Annotated in this window: 19 protein-coding genes; 12 read left to right on the plus strand and 7 right to left on the minus strand. The window is 25.0% G+C overall.

The window, feature by feature from the left end:
• Positions 1 to 163: 163 nt before the first annotated feature.
• Both AS160_RS06010 and AS160_RS06015 read right to left on the minus strand, forming a co-directional pair.
• On the minus strand, positions 164 to 841 hold the full coding sequence (locus tag AS160_RS06010; RefSeq protein ID WP_165146377.1) for a YjjG family noncanonical pyrimidine nucleotidase: 678 nt from the start codon (positions 839 to 841) through the stop codon (positions 164 to 166).
• Positions 838 to 1,437 carry a class I SAM-dependent methyltransferase gene (locus tag AS160_RS06015; RefSeq protein WP_165146380.1) on the minus strand — a complete coding sequence of 200 codons (600 nt, stop codon included), beginning with the start codon at positions 1,435 to 1,437 and terminating at the stop codon, positions 838 to 840. Before AS160_RS06015 ends, AS160_RS06010 begins: the two co-directional genes overlap by 4 nt.
• A gap of 80 nt (positions 1,438 to 1,517) precedes the next feature.
• On the opposite strand from AS160_RS06015, the gene AS160_RS06020 reads away from it, so the two are divergent.
• From AS160_RS06020 to AS160_RS06035, 4 genes are all read left to right on the plus strand, one after another.
• Positions 1,518 to 2,249 carry a carbohydrate kinase gene (locus AS160_RS06020; protein WP_165146383.1) on the plus strand — a complete coding sequence of 244 codons (732 nt, stop codon included), beginning with the start codon at positions 1,518 to 1,520 and terminating at the stop codon, positions 2,247 to 2,249.
• A 97-nt stretch (positions 2,250 to 2,346) separates the two neighbouring features.
• The gene (locus AS160_RS06025) at positions 2,347 to 4,875 is read left to right on the plus strand and encodes an MMPL family transporter (RefSeq protein ID WP_165146386.1); all 2,529 of its coding nucleotides are present in this window, start codon (positions 2,347 to 2,349) and stop codon (positions 4,873 to 4,875) included.
• Positions 4,872 to 5,321: a flavodoxin domain-containing protein gene (locus tag AS160_RS06030; RefSeq protein WP_165146389.1), complete on the plus strand. Its 450-nt coding sequence runs from the start codon at positions 4,872 to 4,874 to the stop codon at positions 5,319 to 5,321. Before AS160_RS06025 ends, AS160_RS06030 begins: the two co-directional genes overlap by 4 nt.
• Before the next feature lies 1 nt (position 5,322).
• Positions 5,323 to 5,895: a TetR/AcrR family transcriptional regulator gene (locus AS160_RS06035; protein WP_165146392.1), complete on the plus strand. Its 573-nt coding sequence runs from the start codon at positions 5,323 to 5,325 to the stop codon at positions 5,893 to 5,895.
• A gap of 13 nt (positions 5,896 to 5,908) precedes the next feature.
• Here the strand turns inward: AS160_RS06035 and AS160_RS06040 are convergent, their stop codons facing one another.
• Positions 5,909 to 6,826: an alpha/beta hydrolase gene (locus tag AS160_RS06040; protein ID WP_165146395.1), complete on the minus strand. Its 918-nt coding sequence runs from the start codon at positions 6,824 to 6,826 to the stop codon at positions 5,909 to 5,911.
• A 117-nt stretch (positions 6,827 to 6,943) separates the two neighbouring features.
• On the opposite strand from AS160_RS06040, the gene AS160_RS06045 reads away from it, so the two are divergent.
• The 6 genes from AS160_RS06045 (at position 6,944) to tpiA (ending at position 13,035) form a co-directional block, all read left to right on the plus strand.
• The gene (locus AS160_RS06045; RefSeq protein WP_165146397.1) at positions 6,944 to 7,213 is read left to right on the plus strand and encodes a hypothetical protein; all 270 of its coding nucleotides are present in this window, start codon (positions 6,944 to 6,946) and stop codon (positions 7,211 to 7,213) included.
• 176 nt (positions 7,214 to 7,389) lie between these two features.
• On the plus strand, positions 7,390 to 7,659 hold the full coding sequence (gene groES / locus AS160_RS06050; protein ID WP_165146399.1) for a co-chaperone GroES: 270 nt from the start codon (positions 7,390 to 7,392) through the stop codon (positions 7,657 to 7,659).
• Positions 7,660 to 7,673: 14 nt separating this feature from the next.
• Entirely contained in the window at positions 7,674 to 9,293 is a 1,620-nt protein-coding gene (gene groL / locus AS160_RS06055) for a chaperonin GroEL (RefSeq protein ID WP_165146401.1), read from the plus strand.
• Positions 9,294 to 9,468: 175 nt separating this feature from the next.
• Entirely contained in the window at positions 9,469 to 9,852 is a 384-nt protein-coding gene (locus tag AS160_RS06060; RefSeq protein ID WP_165146404.1) for a YbaB/EbfC family nucleoid-associated protein, read from the plus strand.
• Between the two features lie 145 nt (positions 9,853 to 9,997).
• Positions 9,998 to 11,002, plus strand: a complete 1,005-nt coding sequence (gene gap / locus AS160_RS06065) for a type I glyceraldehyde-3-phosphate dehydrogenase (RefSeq protein WP_165146407.1) — start codon at positions 9,998 to 10,000, stop codon at positions 11,000 to 11,002.
• Between the two features lie 65 nt (positions 11,003 to 11,067).
• Positions 11,068 to 13,035, plus strand: coding sequence for a triose-phosphate isomerase (gene tpiA, locus AS160_RS06070; protein WP_165146410.1), 1,968 nt, complete (start codon positions 11,068 to 11,070; stop codon positions 13,033 to 13,035).
• 23 nt (positions 13,036 to 13,058) lie between these two features.
• Here tpiA and AS160_RS06075 read toward each other — a convergent pair whose 3' ends face one another.
• The 3 genes from AS160_RS06075 to AS160_RS06085 all read right to left on the minus strand — a co-directional run bounded on the left by AS160_RS06075 (position 13,059) and on the right by AS160_RS06085 (position 16,695).
• Positions 13,059 to 13,913: a methyl-accepting chemotaxis protein gene (locus AS160_RS06075; RefSeq protein ID WP_165146413.1), complete on the minus strand. Its 855-nt coding sequence runs from the start codon at positions 13,911 to 13,913 to the stop codon at positions 13,059 to 13,061.
• 11 nt (positions 13,914 to 13,924) lie between these two features.
• The gene (locus AS160_RS06080) at positions 13,925 to 14,680 is read right to left on the minus strand and encodes an MBL fold metallo-hydrolase (RefSeq protein ID WP_165146416.1); all 756 of its coding nucleotides are present in this window, start codon (positions 14,678 to 14,680) and stop codon (positions 13,925 to 13,927) included.
• A gap of 65 nt (positions 14,681 to 14,745) precedes the next feature.
• On the minus strand, positions 14,746 to 16,695 hold the full coding sequence (locus AS160_RS06085) for a hypothetical protein (RefSeq protein WP_165146419.1): 1,950 nt from the start codon (positions 16,693 to 16,695) through the stop codon (positions 14,746 to 14,748).
• 126 nt (positions 16,696 to 16,821) lie between these two features.
• Between AS160_RS06085 and AS160_RS06090 the strand changes: the two genes are divergently transcribed.
• Together AS160_RS06090 and AS160_RS06095 are read left to right on the plus strand one after the other, a co-directional pair.
• On the plus strand, positions 16,822 to 17,091 hold the full coding sequence (locus tag AS160_RS06090) for an acylphosphatase (protein WP_165146422.1): 270 nt from the start codon (positions 16,822 to 16,824) through the stop codon (positions 17,089 to 17,091).
• Between the two features lie 22 nt (positions 17,092 to 17,113).
• The gene (locus AS160_RS06095; RefSeq protein WP_165146425.1) at positions 17,114 to 18,316 is read left to right on the plus strand and encodes an alkaline phosphatase family protein; all 1,203 of its coding nucleotides are present in this window, start codon (positions 17,114 to 17,116) and stop codon (positions 18,314 to 18,316) included.
• Here the strand turns inward: AS160_RS06095 and AS160_RS06100 are convergent.
• Positions 18,313 to 19,266 carry a hypothetical protein gene (locus AS160_RS06100; RefSeq protein ID WP_165146428.1) on the minus strand — a complete coding sequence of 318 codons (954 nt, stop codon included), beginning with the start codon at positions 19,264 to 19,266 and terminating at the stop codon, positions 18,313 to 18,315. The two genes, AS160_RS06095 and AS160_RS06100, sit on opposite strands and share 4 nt — an antisense overlap.
• Between the last annotated feature and the right edge of the window lie 86 nt (positions 19,267 to 19,352).

Raw genomic sequence — 19,352 nt, forward strand, 5'->3', positions numbered from 1 at the left:
AGAAGATATAGCGCACTTCAAAAATGAAATAGCGGAACAAAATAAAGATTTTATTAAATTAGAGAAAGCATCAAAAGAACTATCAAATTTAAGTAATGAATTAAATGAATTAATTAAACAATTTAAATTATAGAAAATTAGGAGAAGCGATTGCTTCTCCTAATTATATTAATAAATTTAATAATTCATCATAATTGTTAACTTTTTTACAAGGTAAATTATGTAAATTTTTAGGATCATATAATATGAAATCCATTCCAGCATTTTTTGCACCTAAATAATCTGAATCAGGATTATCTCCTATATATACAGAATTTTCAATTGGTACATTAGATATTTTTGCTGCTTCAAAAAATATTAAAGGATGTGGTTTTGGTTTTCCTACTTTTTCAGAAGTTAAAATAAATTCAAAATAATTTTCTAAATTCAAAGCTTTACTTCTTCCTTGTTGAACCTTCTCTACCCCATTTGTAATAGCAGCCATTCTTTGTTTATGTTTTTTTAATTCTTCTAAAAGTTCTTTTGCACCATGAAAGAAAAATCCTAGATGGGATAAATATTCTAAATATAATTCAGAAATTTTTTGATAATCTATATTCATATTTATACCAATTGCATTAAAAAACTCTTTAAATCGTTCGACAATAATAATATTTTTTGAGAATTTTCCTTCTGAAAACAATTTCCACCATTTTTCATTTATAGGTCTATAAATTTCTAAATATTCATCTTTTGTAGGAATATTAAGTTCTTTTAAAACTCCAAAAAGTGCAAATTTTTCTGATTTTTCAAAATCAAGTAAAGTGTGATCTAAATCAAAATAAACAATTTCGTATTTCATATTTTCTCCTTTCTTACTATAAAATAATAAAATGATTTATTTAAATATCCGTATTCAACTAATTTAAAATTTGCGTATTGTAAATAATTTAAAGGTTTTCTAATCATTGACGAACCCAAAAGTGGATAAGTAAATAAAGTAGAAAAATATAGCCAAAAATCTTTTAAAATATTTCCAGTTAAACCATGTTCAACAAAAATACCTTTACCGCCATTTTTTAATACATTATAAACTTTTTTCATTGATTTAAAAGGATTATTTACAGAACAAAAAACATCAATTGATAATATTGTATCAAAAGTATTCTCATTAAAAGGTAAGTTTTCTATTGAAGACTGAATGAATTTTAAATTTAAATCATTTCTATTTTTTGCTTTATTTTTTGCTATTTCTAACATCTTTTCGCTTTCATCTATTAAAACAACATTGGAATTTTTAGGATAATATTTTATATTATTACCAGTTCCAACAGCTAAGTCTAATGTATAACCTTCAATTTTTCCTACAAATTTTTTTCTATATTTATCTAAATATTTTTCTTCTAAAGAAAAAAGTAATTTGTCATAATATTTTGCAATATAATCATATTTACTCATGTTGCCACCTCTAATTTAAAAGTGTATAATATATTTATATTCTATCAAAAAAATTAATAAAAATAAAATAGGAGGGGAAAATGAAAATAGATGTATATGGAGCAGTATTTTATGACATATATATATTCGGTGAAAAACCGCATGAAAGTGAGATACTTGAAATGCCAGGTGGGTCAGCATTTAATATAGCATATTTATTATATAATTTAGGTCATGAAGTTAATTTAAATAGTTTTTTAGGATATGACTATAGAGGAGATATTTTAAATAAATTAATACCTTTCAAGAATTTAGATAGAAAAAATGAAAAAACAGCAATTTTTATATCAAAAAATGAAATTCCTATAGCAGTTGAAAGAAAAATAAATGATTGTGAATTTATCAAATTAGAAAAAAAATCAGATATAGCTATTATTACAACAGAATTATCAAAAAAAGAATTAAAAAAGATAGAAAAATTAAATTACGATTTTATATTTTTTGATATTGGTCCTAGACCTTATATTTCAAAAGATATATTCAATAATGCATTTGTAATTGGAAATGAAAAAGAATGTGAATATAGAAACTGTGATATAGTTAAAATTGGAATTAAGGGTGTTGAGTATAAAAATAAAATATTTGAAAGCAATAATAAAGAAGCAAAATATAAAATAGGATTGGGAGATATATTTGATGGTTTTTTTATTCATTTTTATTTAAAATTCAATAATATAGAATTAGCTATAAAAGAAGCTATTAAAGAAGTTGAAAAAGTATTAATTATACCAGGAGCATATAATAAAATAAATTCCTTAATAAAAAAGATATAATTTTTTTACATAAAAGATATAATTTTTTTACATAAAAGAAAATTTCTTTTGATAATATAAAACCAACTGGTCGGTATTTTTAGAGAGGAGTGATTGTATGAGTAAATTAAGTAGCTTTATTTTTAAAAACTCTAAAATTATCTTTTTATTATTAACTGTTATAACTATTATATCAATATATCTTATTTCTAAATTAGAAATAAGACCAGGTTTTTTAGACTTATTACCTAGTAATGATTCATATGTTGAGGTATATGAAGAGGCAATAAATGAATTTAAGAGTATTGATAGTATAATAATTGGAATAGAAGGGAATAGAGAAAATATAATTGATTATATTGAAAATATTTCTTTAAAATTAAAAAATATAGAATATATAGATTATGTGTATTATAAAAACCCGATAGAATTTATTTCAAAAAATATATTTTTATTGAGTCAAGAACGTGACCAAAAAATTTTAAAAGAGTTATATTCTTCTACAAATCTCGAAGAATTTTTTAAAGCAATAAATGTTATGTTTACTGAACCAGAAAATGGATTTAAAATACATGAAAGTGAAAAAAAGCAATTTGAATATATGTTGAATTCTTTTGAGAATTTATTATACAGTATTGAAAATATAGATGAAGAGGGTATAAATAAAAACTTAAAAAGTATGTTATTTGGTGAAGAATATTTATTATCGAAAGATGGTACTTTTGGAATGATAATAATAAGACCAACAATAAATTCAAATGATATAGAAAAGGTTGTATATTTAGTAAATAAAATAGAAAATTTAATTAAATCAGAATCAAAAAATTACAATGTAAAAGCTGGATTATCAGGAACATTAGTAATTGCTAGAGATGAGATGGTTGTTACAGAAAGAGATATGTTAATAGCTACATCAGTTTCAATTATTTTAATATTAATTATATTTATTTTAGGTTTTAGAAGCCTTAGATATATGATTTTAGCAGTTATTCCATTAATATTAGGAATTATTTGGGCTTTAGGATTTGCAAAAATAACAATAGGTTCTTTGAATATAATGACTGTTATGATGGGGGCAATATTAGCTGGTTTAGGTATTGATTATTCAATTCATATTATTTCACTCTTTATTGAATTGAGAAAAAATGGATTATCTGTAAAAGAATCTTTAGTAGGGGTTTTTGAAAAAAATATTAGAGGAGTAATTGCAGGAGCAGTAACAACTGCTATAGGAATGGGGATTTTTTCGATTAGTTCTTTTCCAGGGTTTAGAGAATTTGGAATTGTATTATCTTCTGGAATTATTCTAACATTATTAGCATCAATATTTGGACTAACAATATTGTTAAAAAAATTTGGAGATAAATATAAAGATCCAGGTAATTTCTTTGTGGTAGATTATAACATAAAAAAGTATAGAGTTATAAGTTTAATATTGTTTTTTGTGCTTTTAAGTATATCATTAGTTAAAATAAATAATATAGAATTTGATAAGAATATGATGAATATAGAGGCAAAAGGATTAGAAAGCATTAAATTAAATGAAAAGATATTAGAAAAATTTGAATTTTCTCCTGATAATACAATATTTATAAGTAATGATTTATCTGAAGCTAAAATTTTATACAATGAATTAAAGGAATTAACGATATTTTCTGAAATAGATAGTATTGTTAATTATATACCAGAAACAGAATCTCAAGTAATTGGATTGAGTATATCAAATGAAATAAAAAATAAAGAGTATATAGAAAAAGATATTGGTAATATAAAATCAGAAATAAACAATTTAAACTTTAGTTTAACTAAGACAGCGCTTTCTTTAAATTTAATAGGACAAAAAGATTTAGGAGATAATTTAAATGGAATTGTAAAAAATGGAGTGTTATTAAGAATAGCAAATAAAAGTGTAGAAGATTTAAAGAAAATACAAAAAGCTATATTAGATACATTGAAAGATATGAGGGGAAATTTAAATACAAATAGTATTATAACTTTTGAAAATATTCCATATGAAATAAAAAATAACTATGTTGGTGAATCTGGGAAACTTTTAACAACTGCATATACAAATGGTGATATTTGGAATGTTGATTTTCAAAAAGAATATTTTAATTCTTTAGAAAAATTAAACTTTAATAATGTAAGTGGAACAGCTTTGATTTTTTTAAGGGTTATTCAAATATCTTCAAAAGAAGGTATAAAGGTTTTACTGTTAACAATATTATTTATATTTATTGTATTATTATTAGATTTAAAAAGTTTAAAATATGCCATTTTGTCTTTGCTTCCTATGTTACTATCAATAATATTATTACTAGGAGTAATGGGATGGTTCAATATCAAATTTAATGTAGTAAACATTATAGCCTTGCCGCTTATTATTGGTATAGGCGTAGATGATGGGATTCATTTTATACATAGATATAAGAAAGAAAAAGATTTGAGATCCTCTTTAAAAAGTACTGGTAAAGCAATTACTATGACAACATTAACAACTGGAGCAGCATTTGGTTCATTTATATTATCAAAATATAGAGGGTTTATAGGTTTTGGGTTATTATTGTTATTAGGAGTAATTTTTAGTTATTTAATTACAGTATTTGTAGTTACATCTATTTTAAGCTATTTAGAGGAAGAAAAATGAGGACATGTATAATATATGATACTAAAAGAAATTCAACAAATATTATATCTAATTGGATAAAAAAAGAGTTAGAAGATAAAAACATAGAAGTGAATATTTTTAAAGTTAATGAATTTGATGGAGATTTTAATTATGATTTATTTATAATAGGATCACCTATATATTATGAAAGACCATTAAAAGGCATTTCTAATTTTATAGAAAATAATTCATATTCATTAAATAAAACAAAAGTAGCAATTTTTATAGTATGTATGGCAAAAATCTTTGGAAATGCGACTGGAGGATATATAAAAAAACATTATTTATTTCCTTTAGAAAAATATTTTGATAATTTAATTATTTCAAGTGCGATATTTGAAGGCTGGTTAAGAAAAGAAAATTTAAAAGAAAAAGAGAAGATTAAAATTTGGATAAATGAATTAATAAAAAAAATGGAGTGGTAATATGGAAGATACATATGAGAAAATAATAAAATCTGCATATGAAATTTTTTCAAAGGAAGGATATCAAAAAGCAAGTATAAATAAGATTAAAGATAGAGCTAAAGTATCAAAGGGAGCAATATATCATTATTTTAAAAGTAAGGAGGAATTATATTTTAAAGTTTTAGAATATTTTTTGTTTGAGTTTACAAATATTGTTGATAATGTTGAAATATCTAATTTAAAAGATTTAGAATCATTGGGTTTAGTATATATAAAAAGATATAAAGAAGATAATGAAATGCAAAAATTTTTAATAGATTTTTTTCTTCAATCTATGTTAAATAAAAAAATAAATAAATTAATGAATGATTTTCTAAAGAAAGCAATAGAATTTATTGAAAGTAAAATAGTAGAAATGCAAAGAAAAGGTATTATTCTTAATGAAATTAATGCAAATTTTTTAGCGCAAAAAATATTTTTAATTTTAGATTCTTTAGGTATATATATTTCTATAGGATCTGATATAATTGATTTAGAAAGAATTTGGATTGATTATGTAAATAATAATTTAGGTATATATTTTAAGGACTAGATATTTCTAGTCCTTAATTTATAAAATTTATAATTTTTTTACTGAGAATATTTTTAAATAATATACTACTTTTATGACCTGTAGGTATTTTGTCAACAATAACATTAGGTAATAATGATATTAAGTCATCAGTTGCTTCTTTTGGAATAACCTTATCAAATATTCCTCTAATTAATAATATAGGTTGGTCAACAAACTTTGCAAATGAAATTGGATCATAAGAATAACATGGAATAGGTGCTTTATCAAAGATATCATCTATTGTTTTAAAATTGTTTAAAACAAAATCAACAGCATTTTTTCTAAAATTTTCTATGCAAAACTTTTCTGAATTACACCCATATGAATTACCTATAGTATAATATTCTTTCCTTATAACCTCGGTGTAGGGAGAATGAAAATTAATCCATCTCCAATTCCCACCTGTTATCATTAAAACCCCTTTTTTAATTCTTTTATCTAATGCTAATGTCATTGTTCCTATAATTCCTCCAAAAGATACACCTACTAAATATAATTTGTTTGGATTATAATCATTAAAGTTTTCTATTATATCTATAGTCCTTCTGACATCTTTAACTGCATTATGAAATTCTACAACGCATTTATCTGGATTTGCAGAATAAAATAAATCACCACCATTATACCCTTTAGGTGTTCTTTGAAGATGATAAGGTAATATTACAACAGATGTCCTATAATTAAACTTTTTAAAATATCTTGCATACCATTCTAGATATGGAATGTTTGTATTTCCAATTCCATGTAAGAATACAATATCTCCATTAACTTTTTTTGGTTCGAATAAATGAACATATACATTTTTATTCTCATCATAATTTGTATTATAATTTACTGGAAACTTTAAAACTGTATAATCATTTTCATTATACTTATCAAAATTAATGTTTTCTTTTTTATACATATACATATACATCACCTCTTTAAATATTATAATTATAAAAGATTAAATAAATATGATTAAGTATTTAATTTAAAAGCAAATTATCAATGGTATAATAATTATGCTAAGAAAGGAGGAGATAAAATGCCAATTAATTATGGTTCTGATACTGGGAAAGGATTTTATAAAGAGGAAGATTTATCTATATTTTTAAAAGCAGTGGAAAGCTCTATTATAAAAGCGCCTGTAAAAAACAATAACAAAGTGTTTTTGAGCGATCTTTGGGTTATTTCGTCATTGCCTATGGACTTAATAATAGAGGTGTTAAAAAAATATAAAGATGAATTGACAGTTCCTGAAGATATAGAAGAAATATATGATGATAAGCACAATGAAATTGTTTGGAAAAAATAGAATACAATAAAAATAAAAGAATTTCTATTATAATTAGAAATATTTTTCCATAATCAATTATAATATTCGTTTTTTAAACTTGAATATTTTTTCGAGTTAGAGTATCATAAACATGGAAATTAGCACTCGGATATTGTGACTGCTAAAAAAATAAAAAGATAAGGAGGGTGATTTGAATGAAAGTAAAGCCATTAGGTAACAGATTATTAATAAAACCTGTTATTGAAGAAAAGAAAACTGAAGGCGGTATAGTTTTACCAGATACTGCAAAGGAAAAACCTATGAGAGCAGAAGTTATTGCTGTTGGAAATATAGATTCTGATGTAGAATTAAATGTAGGTGATCATGTAATTTTTGCAAAATATTCAGGAACTGAAGTAAAAATAGATGATGAAGACTATATTTTAATTGATGTAGATGATATTTTAGCAAAATATGAAGACTAAGGAGGTGTTGTGAAATGGCAAAAATAATGTTATTCTCAGAAGAAGCAAGAAGAGCTCTTGAAAGAGGTGTTGATAAAGTAGCAGATGCTGTTAAAATAACTTTAGGTCCAAAAGGTAGAAATGTTGTATTAGAAAAAAGCTGGGGTTCTCCAACAATTACAAATGATGGTGTTTCAATTGCAAAAGAAATCGAATTAAAAGATAAATTTGAAAATTTAGGTGCTCAATTAGTTAAAGAAGTAGCTTCTAAAACAAATGATGTTGCTGGTGATGGTACAACAACAGCTACAGTATTAGCACAAGCTATGATTAGAGAAGGTTTAAAAAATGTTGCAGCTGGTGCTAACCCAATGTTAATGAAAAACGGAATTCAAAAAGCTGCAGCAAAAGCTGTTGAAGAAGTAAAGAAAATGAGTAAAAAATTATCAAGTAAAGATGACATAGCACATGTTGCTTCAATTTCTGCAAATAACGAAGAAATTGGTAAATTAATTGCAGATGCTATGGATAAAGTTGGTGAAGATGGAGTTATTACAGTTGAAGATTCAAAAACAATGGAAACATTTGTTGAATTTACAGAAGGTATGCAATTTGATAGAGGATACATTTCACCATACTTTGTTACAGATACAGAAAAAATGGAAGCAATCGTAAAAGAACCATACATATTAATTACAGATAAAAAGATTTCTACAGTAAAACCATTAATCCCAGTATTAGAAAAGGTTGCTCAAGCAGGAAAACCATTAGTAATTATTGCAGAAGATGTTGAAGGAGAAGCATTATCAACATTAGTATTAAATAAATTAAGAGGAACATTAGAATCAGTAGCAGTAAAAGCTCCTGGATTTGGAGATAGAAGAAAAGCGATGTTACAAGATATTGCTATATTAACAGGTGGAGTTGTAATTAGTGAAGAAGTTGGATTAACATTAGAAAACGTAACATTAAACGACTTAGGTAGAGCAGATGTTATAAAGATTAGAAAAGATGATACAATTATTGTTGGTGGAAAAGGTGACGAAGAAAAGATTAAAGAAAGAATTAAACAAATAAAAGGTCAAATCGAAAATACAACATCAGAATATGAAAAAGAAACATTACAAGAAAGACTTGCAAAAATGGCTGGTGGTGTTGCTGTAATTAAAGTTGGTGCTGCTACAGAAACTGAATTAAAAGAAAAGAAACACAGAATTGAAGATGCATTATCAGCTACAAGAGCAGCAGTTGAAGAAGGTATTGTACCTGGTGGTGGAGTAACATTATTAAGAGCTAAAAAAGGAATTGAATCATTATTATCAGAATTAGATGGTGATGAATTAATTGGAGCTAAAGTTGTATACAATGCTTTAGAAGCTCCTATTAGACAAATAGCTAAAAATGCAGGTGTAGATGGCGCAATAATTATAGATAGAGTATTATCAAAAGATACACCTTCATACGGTTATGACGCATTACACGATGATTATGTTGATATGTTTGAAAAAGGTATTATCGATCCTGCAAAAGTTACAAGAAGTGCAGTTCAAAATGCAGCATCTATCGCTTCAATGTTATTAACAACTGAAGTATTGGTTGTAGATGAACCAAAAGAAGAAAAAGCTCCAGAAATGCCTGATATGCCAGCATACTAATACCAATTAAACCCTCCAGCATGACTGGAGGGTTTTTATTATAATGAATGATATTGGAATGAAAAAAATTTCATGGAAAATTGAGATTTTTTAATTTATTTAAACATAAACATTAAAATTTAAGATTTATGGTATAATATAACTGATAATAGAACTTGATAGAGAGGGGATAATAATGGCTAAAAAGATAAGAGGTTTAGGTGGTAGAAGTTTAAAATCATCAGGCGGAAAAAAGAATGATATTATGAAATTAATGCAAGAAGCACAAAAAACACAAGAATTAATGGAACAAGAATTAAAATTATTTGAATCAGAATTATCTATAAAAGAATTTGAAGCAACTAGTGGTGGGGGAGTAGTTAAGGTAATAGCTACTGGAGATTTAAAAATAAAAGATATAGTAATTTCAGATGAATTGGAAGATGAAGATTTTGATATTATAAAAGATATGATAATTGCTGCTACAAATGAAGTATTAGAAAAAGCTAAGAGCTATAAGGAAGAAGAAACAGAAAAAATATCTCAAAAATATTTAGGTGGATTAAATTTAGGTATCTAATTAACAATATTTAAATATAATCACCAATAAATGTTTATAATTGTAAAATATTTACTTTAAAAAAGTGTTATATAATAAATTAGAGAAAAAAATAACAAGTAATTTTTAATCACATTATTATTAATCTTATAGGAGGTGTTTATTAATGGCTATTAAAGTTGCTATTAACGGTTTTGGGAGAATTGGGAGAGTTGTATTTAGAGAAATGATGAAAAGAGGAAATTTTGAAGTAGTTGCAATAAATGATTTAACAGACACAAAAACTTTAGCTCACTTATTAAAATACGATAGTGTTCATGGAAAATTTGATGGAACTGTTGAATTAGCTGAAAATGGTTTTATTGTAAATGGAAAAGAAGTTAAAGTTTTTGCAGAAAAAAATCCTGCAAATTTACCTTGGAAAGATTTAGGAGTAGATATAGTTATTGAATCAACAGGTGTATTTAGAAATAAGGAAAAAGCTATGCCTCATATAGAAGCAGGTGCAAAGAAAGTTATTATTACAGCTCCAGCTAAAGGTGATGTTGATTTAACAGTTGTATTAGGTGTTAATGATGAATTGTTATCAAAAGATCAAGTTGTTATTTCAAACGCATCATGTACAACAAATTCAATCGCTCCAGTAATTAAAGTTTTAAATGAAAAGTTTGGAATTAAAAAAGGATTATTAACAACAGTTCATTCATTTACTAATGACCAAAGAGTATTAGATTTACCACATTCAGATTTAAGAAGAGCAAGAGCAGCTGCTGTTAATATTATTCCTACAACAACAGGTGCGGCAAAAGCTGTTGGAATAGTAATTCCTGAATTAAAAGGTAAATTAGATGGTATAGCAATGAGAGTTCCTACTCCAGATGGTTCTATTACAGACTTAACAGTAGTAGTTGAAAAAGAAACAACTGCTGAAGAAGTAAATGCTGTTATAAAAGAAGCTTCAGAAACATATTTAAAAGGAATTTTAGGTTATACAGAAGAAGAAATAGTTTCTTCAGATATTATTGGAACAACATTCTCAGGTATCTTTGATGCATCATTAACAAAAGTAATGGAAGGTAACTTAGTAAAGGTTGCATCATGGTATGATAATGAATATGGATATTCTGCAAGAGTTGTTGATTTAACAGAAAGATTAGCATCAATGTTATAATAATACTACAAGGGGACTTAAGTCCCCTTTTTTGAAAGAAAAAAAGTAAAAGGGGGAAAAATATAATGGAAAAAATGACAATTAAAGATTTAGATTTAAATGGAAAAAGAGTAATAATGAGAGTAGATTTTAATGTTCCTATGAAAGATGGAAAAATTACAAATGATAAGAGAATAAAAGAGGCAATACCTACTATTAAGCATGCATTAAAAGAAGGTGCTAAAGTTATATTATTATCACACTTAGGAAGACCAAAAGGAGAACCTAAGCCAGAATTTTCATTAAGACCAGTTGCTGAAAGATTAAGTGAATTATTAGGACAAGAAGTAAAATTTGTTCCAGAGGTTGTTGGTGAAGAAGTGAAAAAATCGGTTGAATCATTAAATGAAGGAGAAATATTATTATTAGAAAATACAAGATTTATGAAAGGCGAAACAAAAAATGATTTAGAATTGGCAAAACAATGGGCTGAATTAGCTGATATCCATGTTAACGACGCATTTGGAACTGCACATAGAGCACATTCATCAAATGTAGGAATTGCTCAATTTATACCAAGTGTTGCTGGTTTCTTAATGGAAAAAGAAATAAAATTCTTATCCAAAGCAACTAAAGATCCAGAAAAACCATATGTAGTTATTTTAGGTGGTGCTAAGGTATCAGATAAAATTGGAGTTATTACTAATTTATTAGAAAAAGCTGATAAGATTTTAATTGGTGGAGCTATGATGTTTACTTTCTTGAAAGCACAAGGAAAAGAAATAGGTTCTTCTAAATTTGAAGAAGATAAAGTAGATTTAGCAAAAGAATTATTAGCGAAAGCACAAGAAAAAGGTGTAGAATTAGTATTACCTGTTGATACTATAATAGCACAAAAATTAGAAGCTGGAGTAGAAAAGAAAGTTGTTAAAATAGATGATGGAATAGAAGAAGGATGGATGGGATTGGATATAGGTTCTGAAAGTATAGAATTATTTAAATCAAAATTATCTGGAGCTAAAACAGTAGTTTGGAATGGGCCAATGGGTGTATTTGAAATAGAAGATTTTGCTACAGGAACAAAAGAAGTAGCAATGATGGTAGCAGATATTACAGATGAAGGTGCTACAACTATTATCGGTGGTGGAGATAGTGCTGCTGCTATAGAATTGTTTGGATTAGAAAGGAAAGTATCACATGTTTCAACTGGTGGAGGAGCTTCATTAGAATTTTTAGAAGGTTTAGAATTACCAGGAATTGCAAGTATTGCATCAAAAAAAAAAATAATTAATAGAAAATATATATTAGCTGGTAATTGGAAAATGAATAAAACAAATATAGAAGCATCTGAATTTATTTCTAAATTAACAGCTAATATAGGAAAAGAAAAGAAGTTTGAGGTTATTATTGCACCAACATTTTTAGCTTTAGAAAAAGCAGTTGATTTAACAGCAAGTATAAATATATCTGTTGCAGCACAAAATATGTATTTTGAAGATAAGGGTGCCTTTACAGGTGAAGTTTCTGCAGAAATGTTAAAGGCTATTGGTGTAGAATATGTAATATTAGGTCACTCTGAAAGAAGAAATATTTTTGGCGAAACAGATGAAATTATCAATAAAAAAATAAAAAAAGCTTTAGAAAAAGGATTAAAACCAATATTCTGTATTGGTGAAAAATTAGAAGAGAGAGAAAAAGGATTAACCTTTAATGTAGTTGAAAAACATATAAAAGAAGGATTCTATGGATTGAATAAAGAAGAAGCAAAAAAGGTAATTATAGCTTATGAGCCTGTTTGGGCAATAGGGACTGGTAAAGTAGCAACTCCAGAACAAGCTGAAGAAGTTCATGCTTATATTAGAAATCTACTAACAGAATTATATGATAAGGAAATAGCTGAATCAATTACAATATTATATGGTGGTAGTGTAAATCCAGGAAATTATTTCGGTTTATTCACAAAACCTAATATAGATGGTGGTTTAGTAGGAGGAGCTTCTTTAAAAGAATCATTTATTGAATTAGCAGATATAATGAGAAGAATAATATTATAATACAGCAGGCTTTTGCCTGCTGTTTAAATTTTAATATTTTTAATATCTTTTTGCATATCTAAAATATTTTTTATTACAGAATTAAGAGATGATATAATATTTATTAAATTCATAATATCCTCTTTAGATATATTTAAACTACCGATGTTTTCTTCTAAAGAAAGTGTATTTTGTTCTAAATTCTTTATTATTTTTTCTAAAAAATATTCATTTTTTTCGATGATTTCTAAAGAGTTTTCTGTTACATTAGCAACTGTTTCAAAAAGAATGGAAATATAATTAATTTTCTCTAAAACATTTTTTATTTCTTCTGAAAGATAATTAATTTTATTATTGATTTTCTTTGCACTTTCATTTGTTTCTGACGAAAGTTTCTGTATTTCTTCAGCAACAACAGAGAAACCTCTTCCATGCTCTTTTGCTTTTGCAGCTTCAATAGAAGCATTAATAGATAAAATGTTAGTCTTTCTAGCAATTTTATTTATATTTTTTGTTATTTCTTTTACATCATTGAAGCTTTCTAGAGCATTTGAAGCTAACTTTATAGATTCAGAAACATCATTTTTAACCTCTTCTAAATTTCCTCCAATAGTTTGCAATTTATTTATTATATTTTTATTTATTTTGGATATTTCATTTTTTTCTTCTTTGCTATTATTGTATAAATCATTAATTGAGTAAGCAATATTTGTAGTATTATCTATAGTTTTTATAATGTTATATCCAATATCTTTAGTGATTTTATTGGCATTATCAAATCTTTCGCCTAACACCTCATCTAAATTCTCAATAAAAGAAGTTAAAATATTTTCGTGGTATATACTTTGAGCTATTTTTTCTATTGTATATTTTAATTGTTCTAATTTTTTTTCGCTCATAATATCACTTCCTAATAAATTTCATTTATAATATCTATACCACATTTTAAATCTTTAAACCAATCTAAGAATTTAATAAATTCTTTTTTTCTAAATAACAATCCATGTTGTGGTAACATCATATCTATTTCATATTTTGAAATAGCATTTATCCATTTTTTAATAGCTATATTGGATGTCATATATCTTTTATGAAAACCCTCCATATATCTTTTATAATCATCAAAATTTTCAACAAATATTTTTTCTTCAGAAGGCTGTACCACACCTACGCCAATATCCCCGGAAAATAAAATTTTTGATATAGGGTCATATAATACAAAATTACCTAAAGAATGTAAAAAATGTGCAGGTATAACTTCTAATGAATAACCATCAGAGAAAGTGATTTTTGTTCCTTTGTCAGGAATTGGTTGCATTAATGAATTATCAAATATACCAAAATGAGGTAAGAAACGTTCCCATAATCCAGATATATAAATTTTAGCGTTTTCTAAAGTTGAATTCCATAATGCAACTCCTGAGGAAACGTCAGGGTCTTGATGAGTATAAAATATTGCCTTTATATTTTCAGTATTAATATTTTCAGAAACATTAGCTAAAACCCTTGGGAAAACATGAACCCCTCCTGGATCTAATAATATTCCTTCATCATTATGAATTATTAAATATTGATTTGTAAAAATTCCTTCTAAATTATTTTTTTCAATACCTAAATAAATAAATTTATGATTTTCATTTTCAAATAATACAATAGATCTAGACATTATAATCCTCCTTATAAAATATATTTAAACCCTAGAAAATAAGTTTCTAGGGTTTAAATAATTATTTATTGAATTTCTCCGTATGTTCTCCAGAATAATTTTTTTACAAACTGAGGTTTTTTTGGATTTTCTATATTAAATATCATCATTCCATTTTTACCATCAGCAACATATAGATAATTATTCTTAACGTATAAGTCATATGTATAACCTGGTGTGTCTATTATAGATAAAATTTTATTTGTTTTTGTATCAATTAATGCAAAACCATCATCTCCTAAAGCAGCAAAAATTATATCATTAAATATCCTAACTTTCAAAACACCAGAGTTATTAATATTTATTATATTTTCAACAGAAGAATTTTCAGGATCTTTAATGTTTATAATATAAATTCCAGGTTCTCCAACTTTAATTGTAGAATTTTTTATTACACTATATTTCCAATCAACGGCAACGTAAGCAAATCCATTATATAACTCTATATCTTTAGAGAATCCATTTATTCTAAATTTTGGAGATAATTGAGAAATATTATTATTTGATATTTTAAGTGTTTCAAAACCAACATCATCTGTTGCTAAGAATATATAGTTTTTATATTTTTCAACATCCATAGTTCTTCCAAGAACCCTATTAATAGAATTAATAATAGGTTTGTTTTTATTTGTAATATCTAATACTACTAAATCCTTATAACCATCAGCAATATATGCTGTATTTTTTTCTACAATAAAATTATTGGTATATCCTAAAATAACATTTTCATTATCTTTTACATCTACATAATTTGATAATACTATAGGATTATTTAAATCTGAAATATCAAATATAGTAAAACCATTTTGCCTATCAGCAATATATGCAAAATTTTTATCAGCAAAAACGCTAGCTGCATCATTTAAAGTTTGTTCTAATTTTCTAGGTAATAATTTTAAATTTAATGTTCTTTTGGAGGATATTTCTTTAGGATTAATAGGATCTGATATATCAAAAATTATTAAACCATCTTTTTTATCAGCAGCAAATAAGTAATTATCTTTAGCAAATAATCCTTGTAATATTGTATGATTATTAAAAACTTTTACTAATTCAGGTTTTTCTGGATTGGAAATATTAAATACTTCTAATCCTCCCCAATCATCAGTTACAATTAAGTAATTATTATCTAGAATTTTTAAATCTATAGGTGTATTCAATGTATAATGTTTGAAAATAGGTGAAATTTTCTTATTTGCATCAGGATCTAAAATATCATTTATATTAAATACTTCTAATCCAAACCATTTATCTGTAATGTATAAATAATTTTCATTTTTTAATATTGCATTTGCTCCTCCACCAGTGTCGATTGTTTTTACTAAGAATGGGAGTAATTTAAATGAAATATCAAAAACAGAAACACCTTTTGCGCCATCTAATGTATAAATATAATTTCCATCTATATAAATTTTTTGAACATCACCACCAGTTTTTAAATGTCTCATATATTTAAATGTTCCATTAGATTTGGAATAAATAGCTAAACCTTTTATTCCATCTGCAACATATAAATAGTTATCTGAAAAAGCAAAGTCAAATGTTTCGCCTATTGAGTTAATTCTAAAACCTTTTACAATGTTATTGTTTTCTATTTTAAAAGGAATAATTTCGCTTTTATATACTGAAACATAAATTGTATCTTCGTACATTTTTATTTGAGTTGGATAATTTTTTAATTCAAATAATTGAAAATCTTTGTTTTTTAAATTGATAAAATAAAGTTTATTTGATTCTAAACCTATAATTAGTAAATCTTCATTCATAAAAAATGAGGTAACTTTTGAATCAAAGAATACAGGTAAATCTGTAATATTTAATACGTATGGATATGATGAAATAAATTTAGGCGATAATGGGTTTTCAAAATATATTTTGCTAACACCTTCTTCATAACTATTAATAAATATTGATTGGCTTGCTAATATACTTATAACTAATAACAACATAGTAACTAAGAGTGTTTTTAATTTCATTAAAAAACGTCCCCCTTTCAAAATTTTATTTTATAATTATAGTATACCAGAAAATCGCTAAAATTTGACATTAATATATTAAAAATGATAAAATGATTTATTGAAAAAATCTTATGGAGGTAAAAAATGATAGGGAAAAGGTATATTGTGTATGGAAGGGTTCAAGGAGTTGGATTTAGATGGTTTATTAACAATGTAGCTGAAAATTTAAACATTAAAGGATATGTTATGAATATGCCAGATGGTAGTGTTGAAATATGGGCAGAAGGAGAAGCTGATTCATTATATACTTTTAAAAATTATATTTTGAAAGGAAATGGTTTTTCATTTGTAGAAAATATAGAAGAAGAAATAGTCCCTGTTCAGGGGTATACGCACTTTTCTATTAAATATTAATTATAATAAGGTTGGTGAAAAAATGTGGAAGGATATATTAAAAGAAATATATGATAATAAAATAGAAGGACTTGGAATTTTACCTCATTATAATAAATATTCAATACTTAATATAGCGAATTGGGTTATATATAATTTCGGTGGGACTCCAGCATATGAACCATATCCAATACCATACAAAAATAAAAAACACGTAATAATGTTTTTAGTTGATGCTATGAGTTATAATACTTTTAAATTAGTTTTAAAAGAAGGGAATTTTAAATATTTAAAACAACATCAATTTTTTCCAGCAACATCAGTTTTTCCATCCACTACAGCAAATGCTATAACTACAATTATGACAGCACAACCTCCAGCTAAACATGGTTTTTTAGGATATATATTATATTTAAAAGAGTTAGGATCATTAGTAAGCATGATAGACTTTTCACCACTTTTTGGAGATAAAGGGATATATGAACCATTTTTGGTAAATGATTTTTTAAACATAAAAACTATATATGAAATATTAAATGAGTTAGATGTTAAAACATTTACTCACACTCATTCTGATATAGTAAATAGTGGTTTAAGTAAAGTACATGGAAGAGGGGGGAATATAAAAGGATATAAGTCATTAGTAGAATTATTTGGAATGGTATATGATAAATTAAATGATTTTAAAGATGATAAATCATTTCAATTTGCTTACTATGGATATGTTGATAGCATAGGACATAAATATGGACCTAAGGATAGAAAATATAAGTCAGAGATATATTGGTTTTTAAAAATGTTAGAAGATGAATTTTTAGATAGAATAGATTTAAAAGATACGGCAGTAATAATAACTGCAGATCATGGTATGTTAGAATCACCATTAGATAAAGAAATAAGATTTTCAAATAAAGATGAAATATCAAAAAATCTATGGATACCACCAGGTGGAGAAATGAGAATGATGTACTATTATACTAAAAATAAAAAAGGATTTTTAGATTATTTTAATCTTAACTATAATGATTATGGAAATCTTTTAGATATAAATGATGCTGAAAAAATAAATTTATTTGGATCAAAATTAGATGAAAGATTTAAAGAAAGAATTGGAGATTACATAATGATTGCAAAAAGTAATTATAGTTTCGTATATAAGTATGGAAATTCATTTGTTCATTTAAAAGGTAAACACGGTGGATTATCTTTTCATGAAATGGTAGTTCCTCTTATAGTTTTTGGTTAAAATTTTTTGGTTAAAAATAATATAAACCCAATTGAAGATAAAATTTGAAGGGTAATAAATATATTATTAGAGTATGAGAGAATACCAGCAAAGATTCCACCAATAATAATATATATATAATTATTATATGAATTTTCATTATATGAATTTTCGTGATTTAAAAATAAATTTAATTTCGTTGTTTGAAGGAAAATGTTTATAAATGGAAAATACAAGTAATCAAAAGATGAAAAAATAATTAATATATATAACATTATTATGCTTTTTTTATTAAAACTCTTTTTTAATTGCTCAGAAAAAATATATGATAATAGAATTAAAAATGAGAATATTATTAAGTAAGTATTTGTAAGGTTTATGTCATTTAACTTATTCATAATAATATGTTTAATATTAAATACTAATAAGAAAAAAACAGTACTATCTATAGTTATTATAGAGTTAATAAGAAAATTATTTTTAAATGATTTTTTTTTCGGAAATTTTGGGAAATAAAATAATGGAATAAAAATGAAAAAACCGGTGAATAAGATATAAATAGCAATTTTCCAGCTTAAAACTGGAACGAAAAAATATGTAATTAAAGATGCAGTAATTAATCCCAAAGGCCAAATAAATGAATTTGGTAAAATAAATAAAATAATTCCATAACTAAATCCGGAAATTATTCGTATAATTAAAAATAAAATAAAATTGTTTGGTATAAAAACATTAAAAAGTATAGAGATAAACAAGAATAAAATGGGAAGATTAAATTTACTGGATAAAATAAATCCTAACAATGCTCCTGAAAAGGTTAATATATTTATTAATAAAAAGCTATTATAATTTATTTTGAAATAATTGATAATTTCAATTGATAAGTAATTTTGTATTATTAGTCCATACATAACATAACTCAAAATAATATAATAGCTATATAAATTATTATTATTATTATTATTTTTCATAGAATCACCTCATTTTAAATTATATATTTTTGTTTAAAAAAAGTCAATTTAGATAATTGACTATAAAAATAAAATATGATATAATA

This window comes from Marinitoga sp. 38H-ov (genome assembly GCF_011057715.1).
In the GTDB taxonomy this organism is placed as follows: domain Bacteria; phylum Thermotogota; class Thermotogae; order Petrotogales; family Petrotogaceae; genus Marinitoga.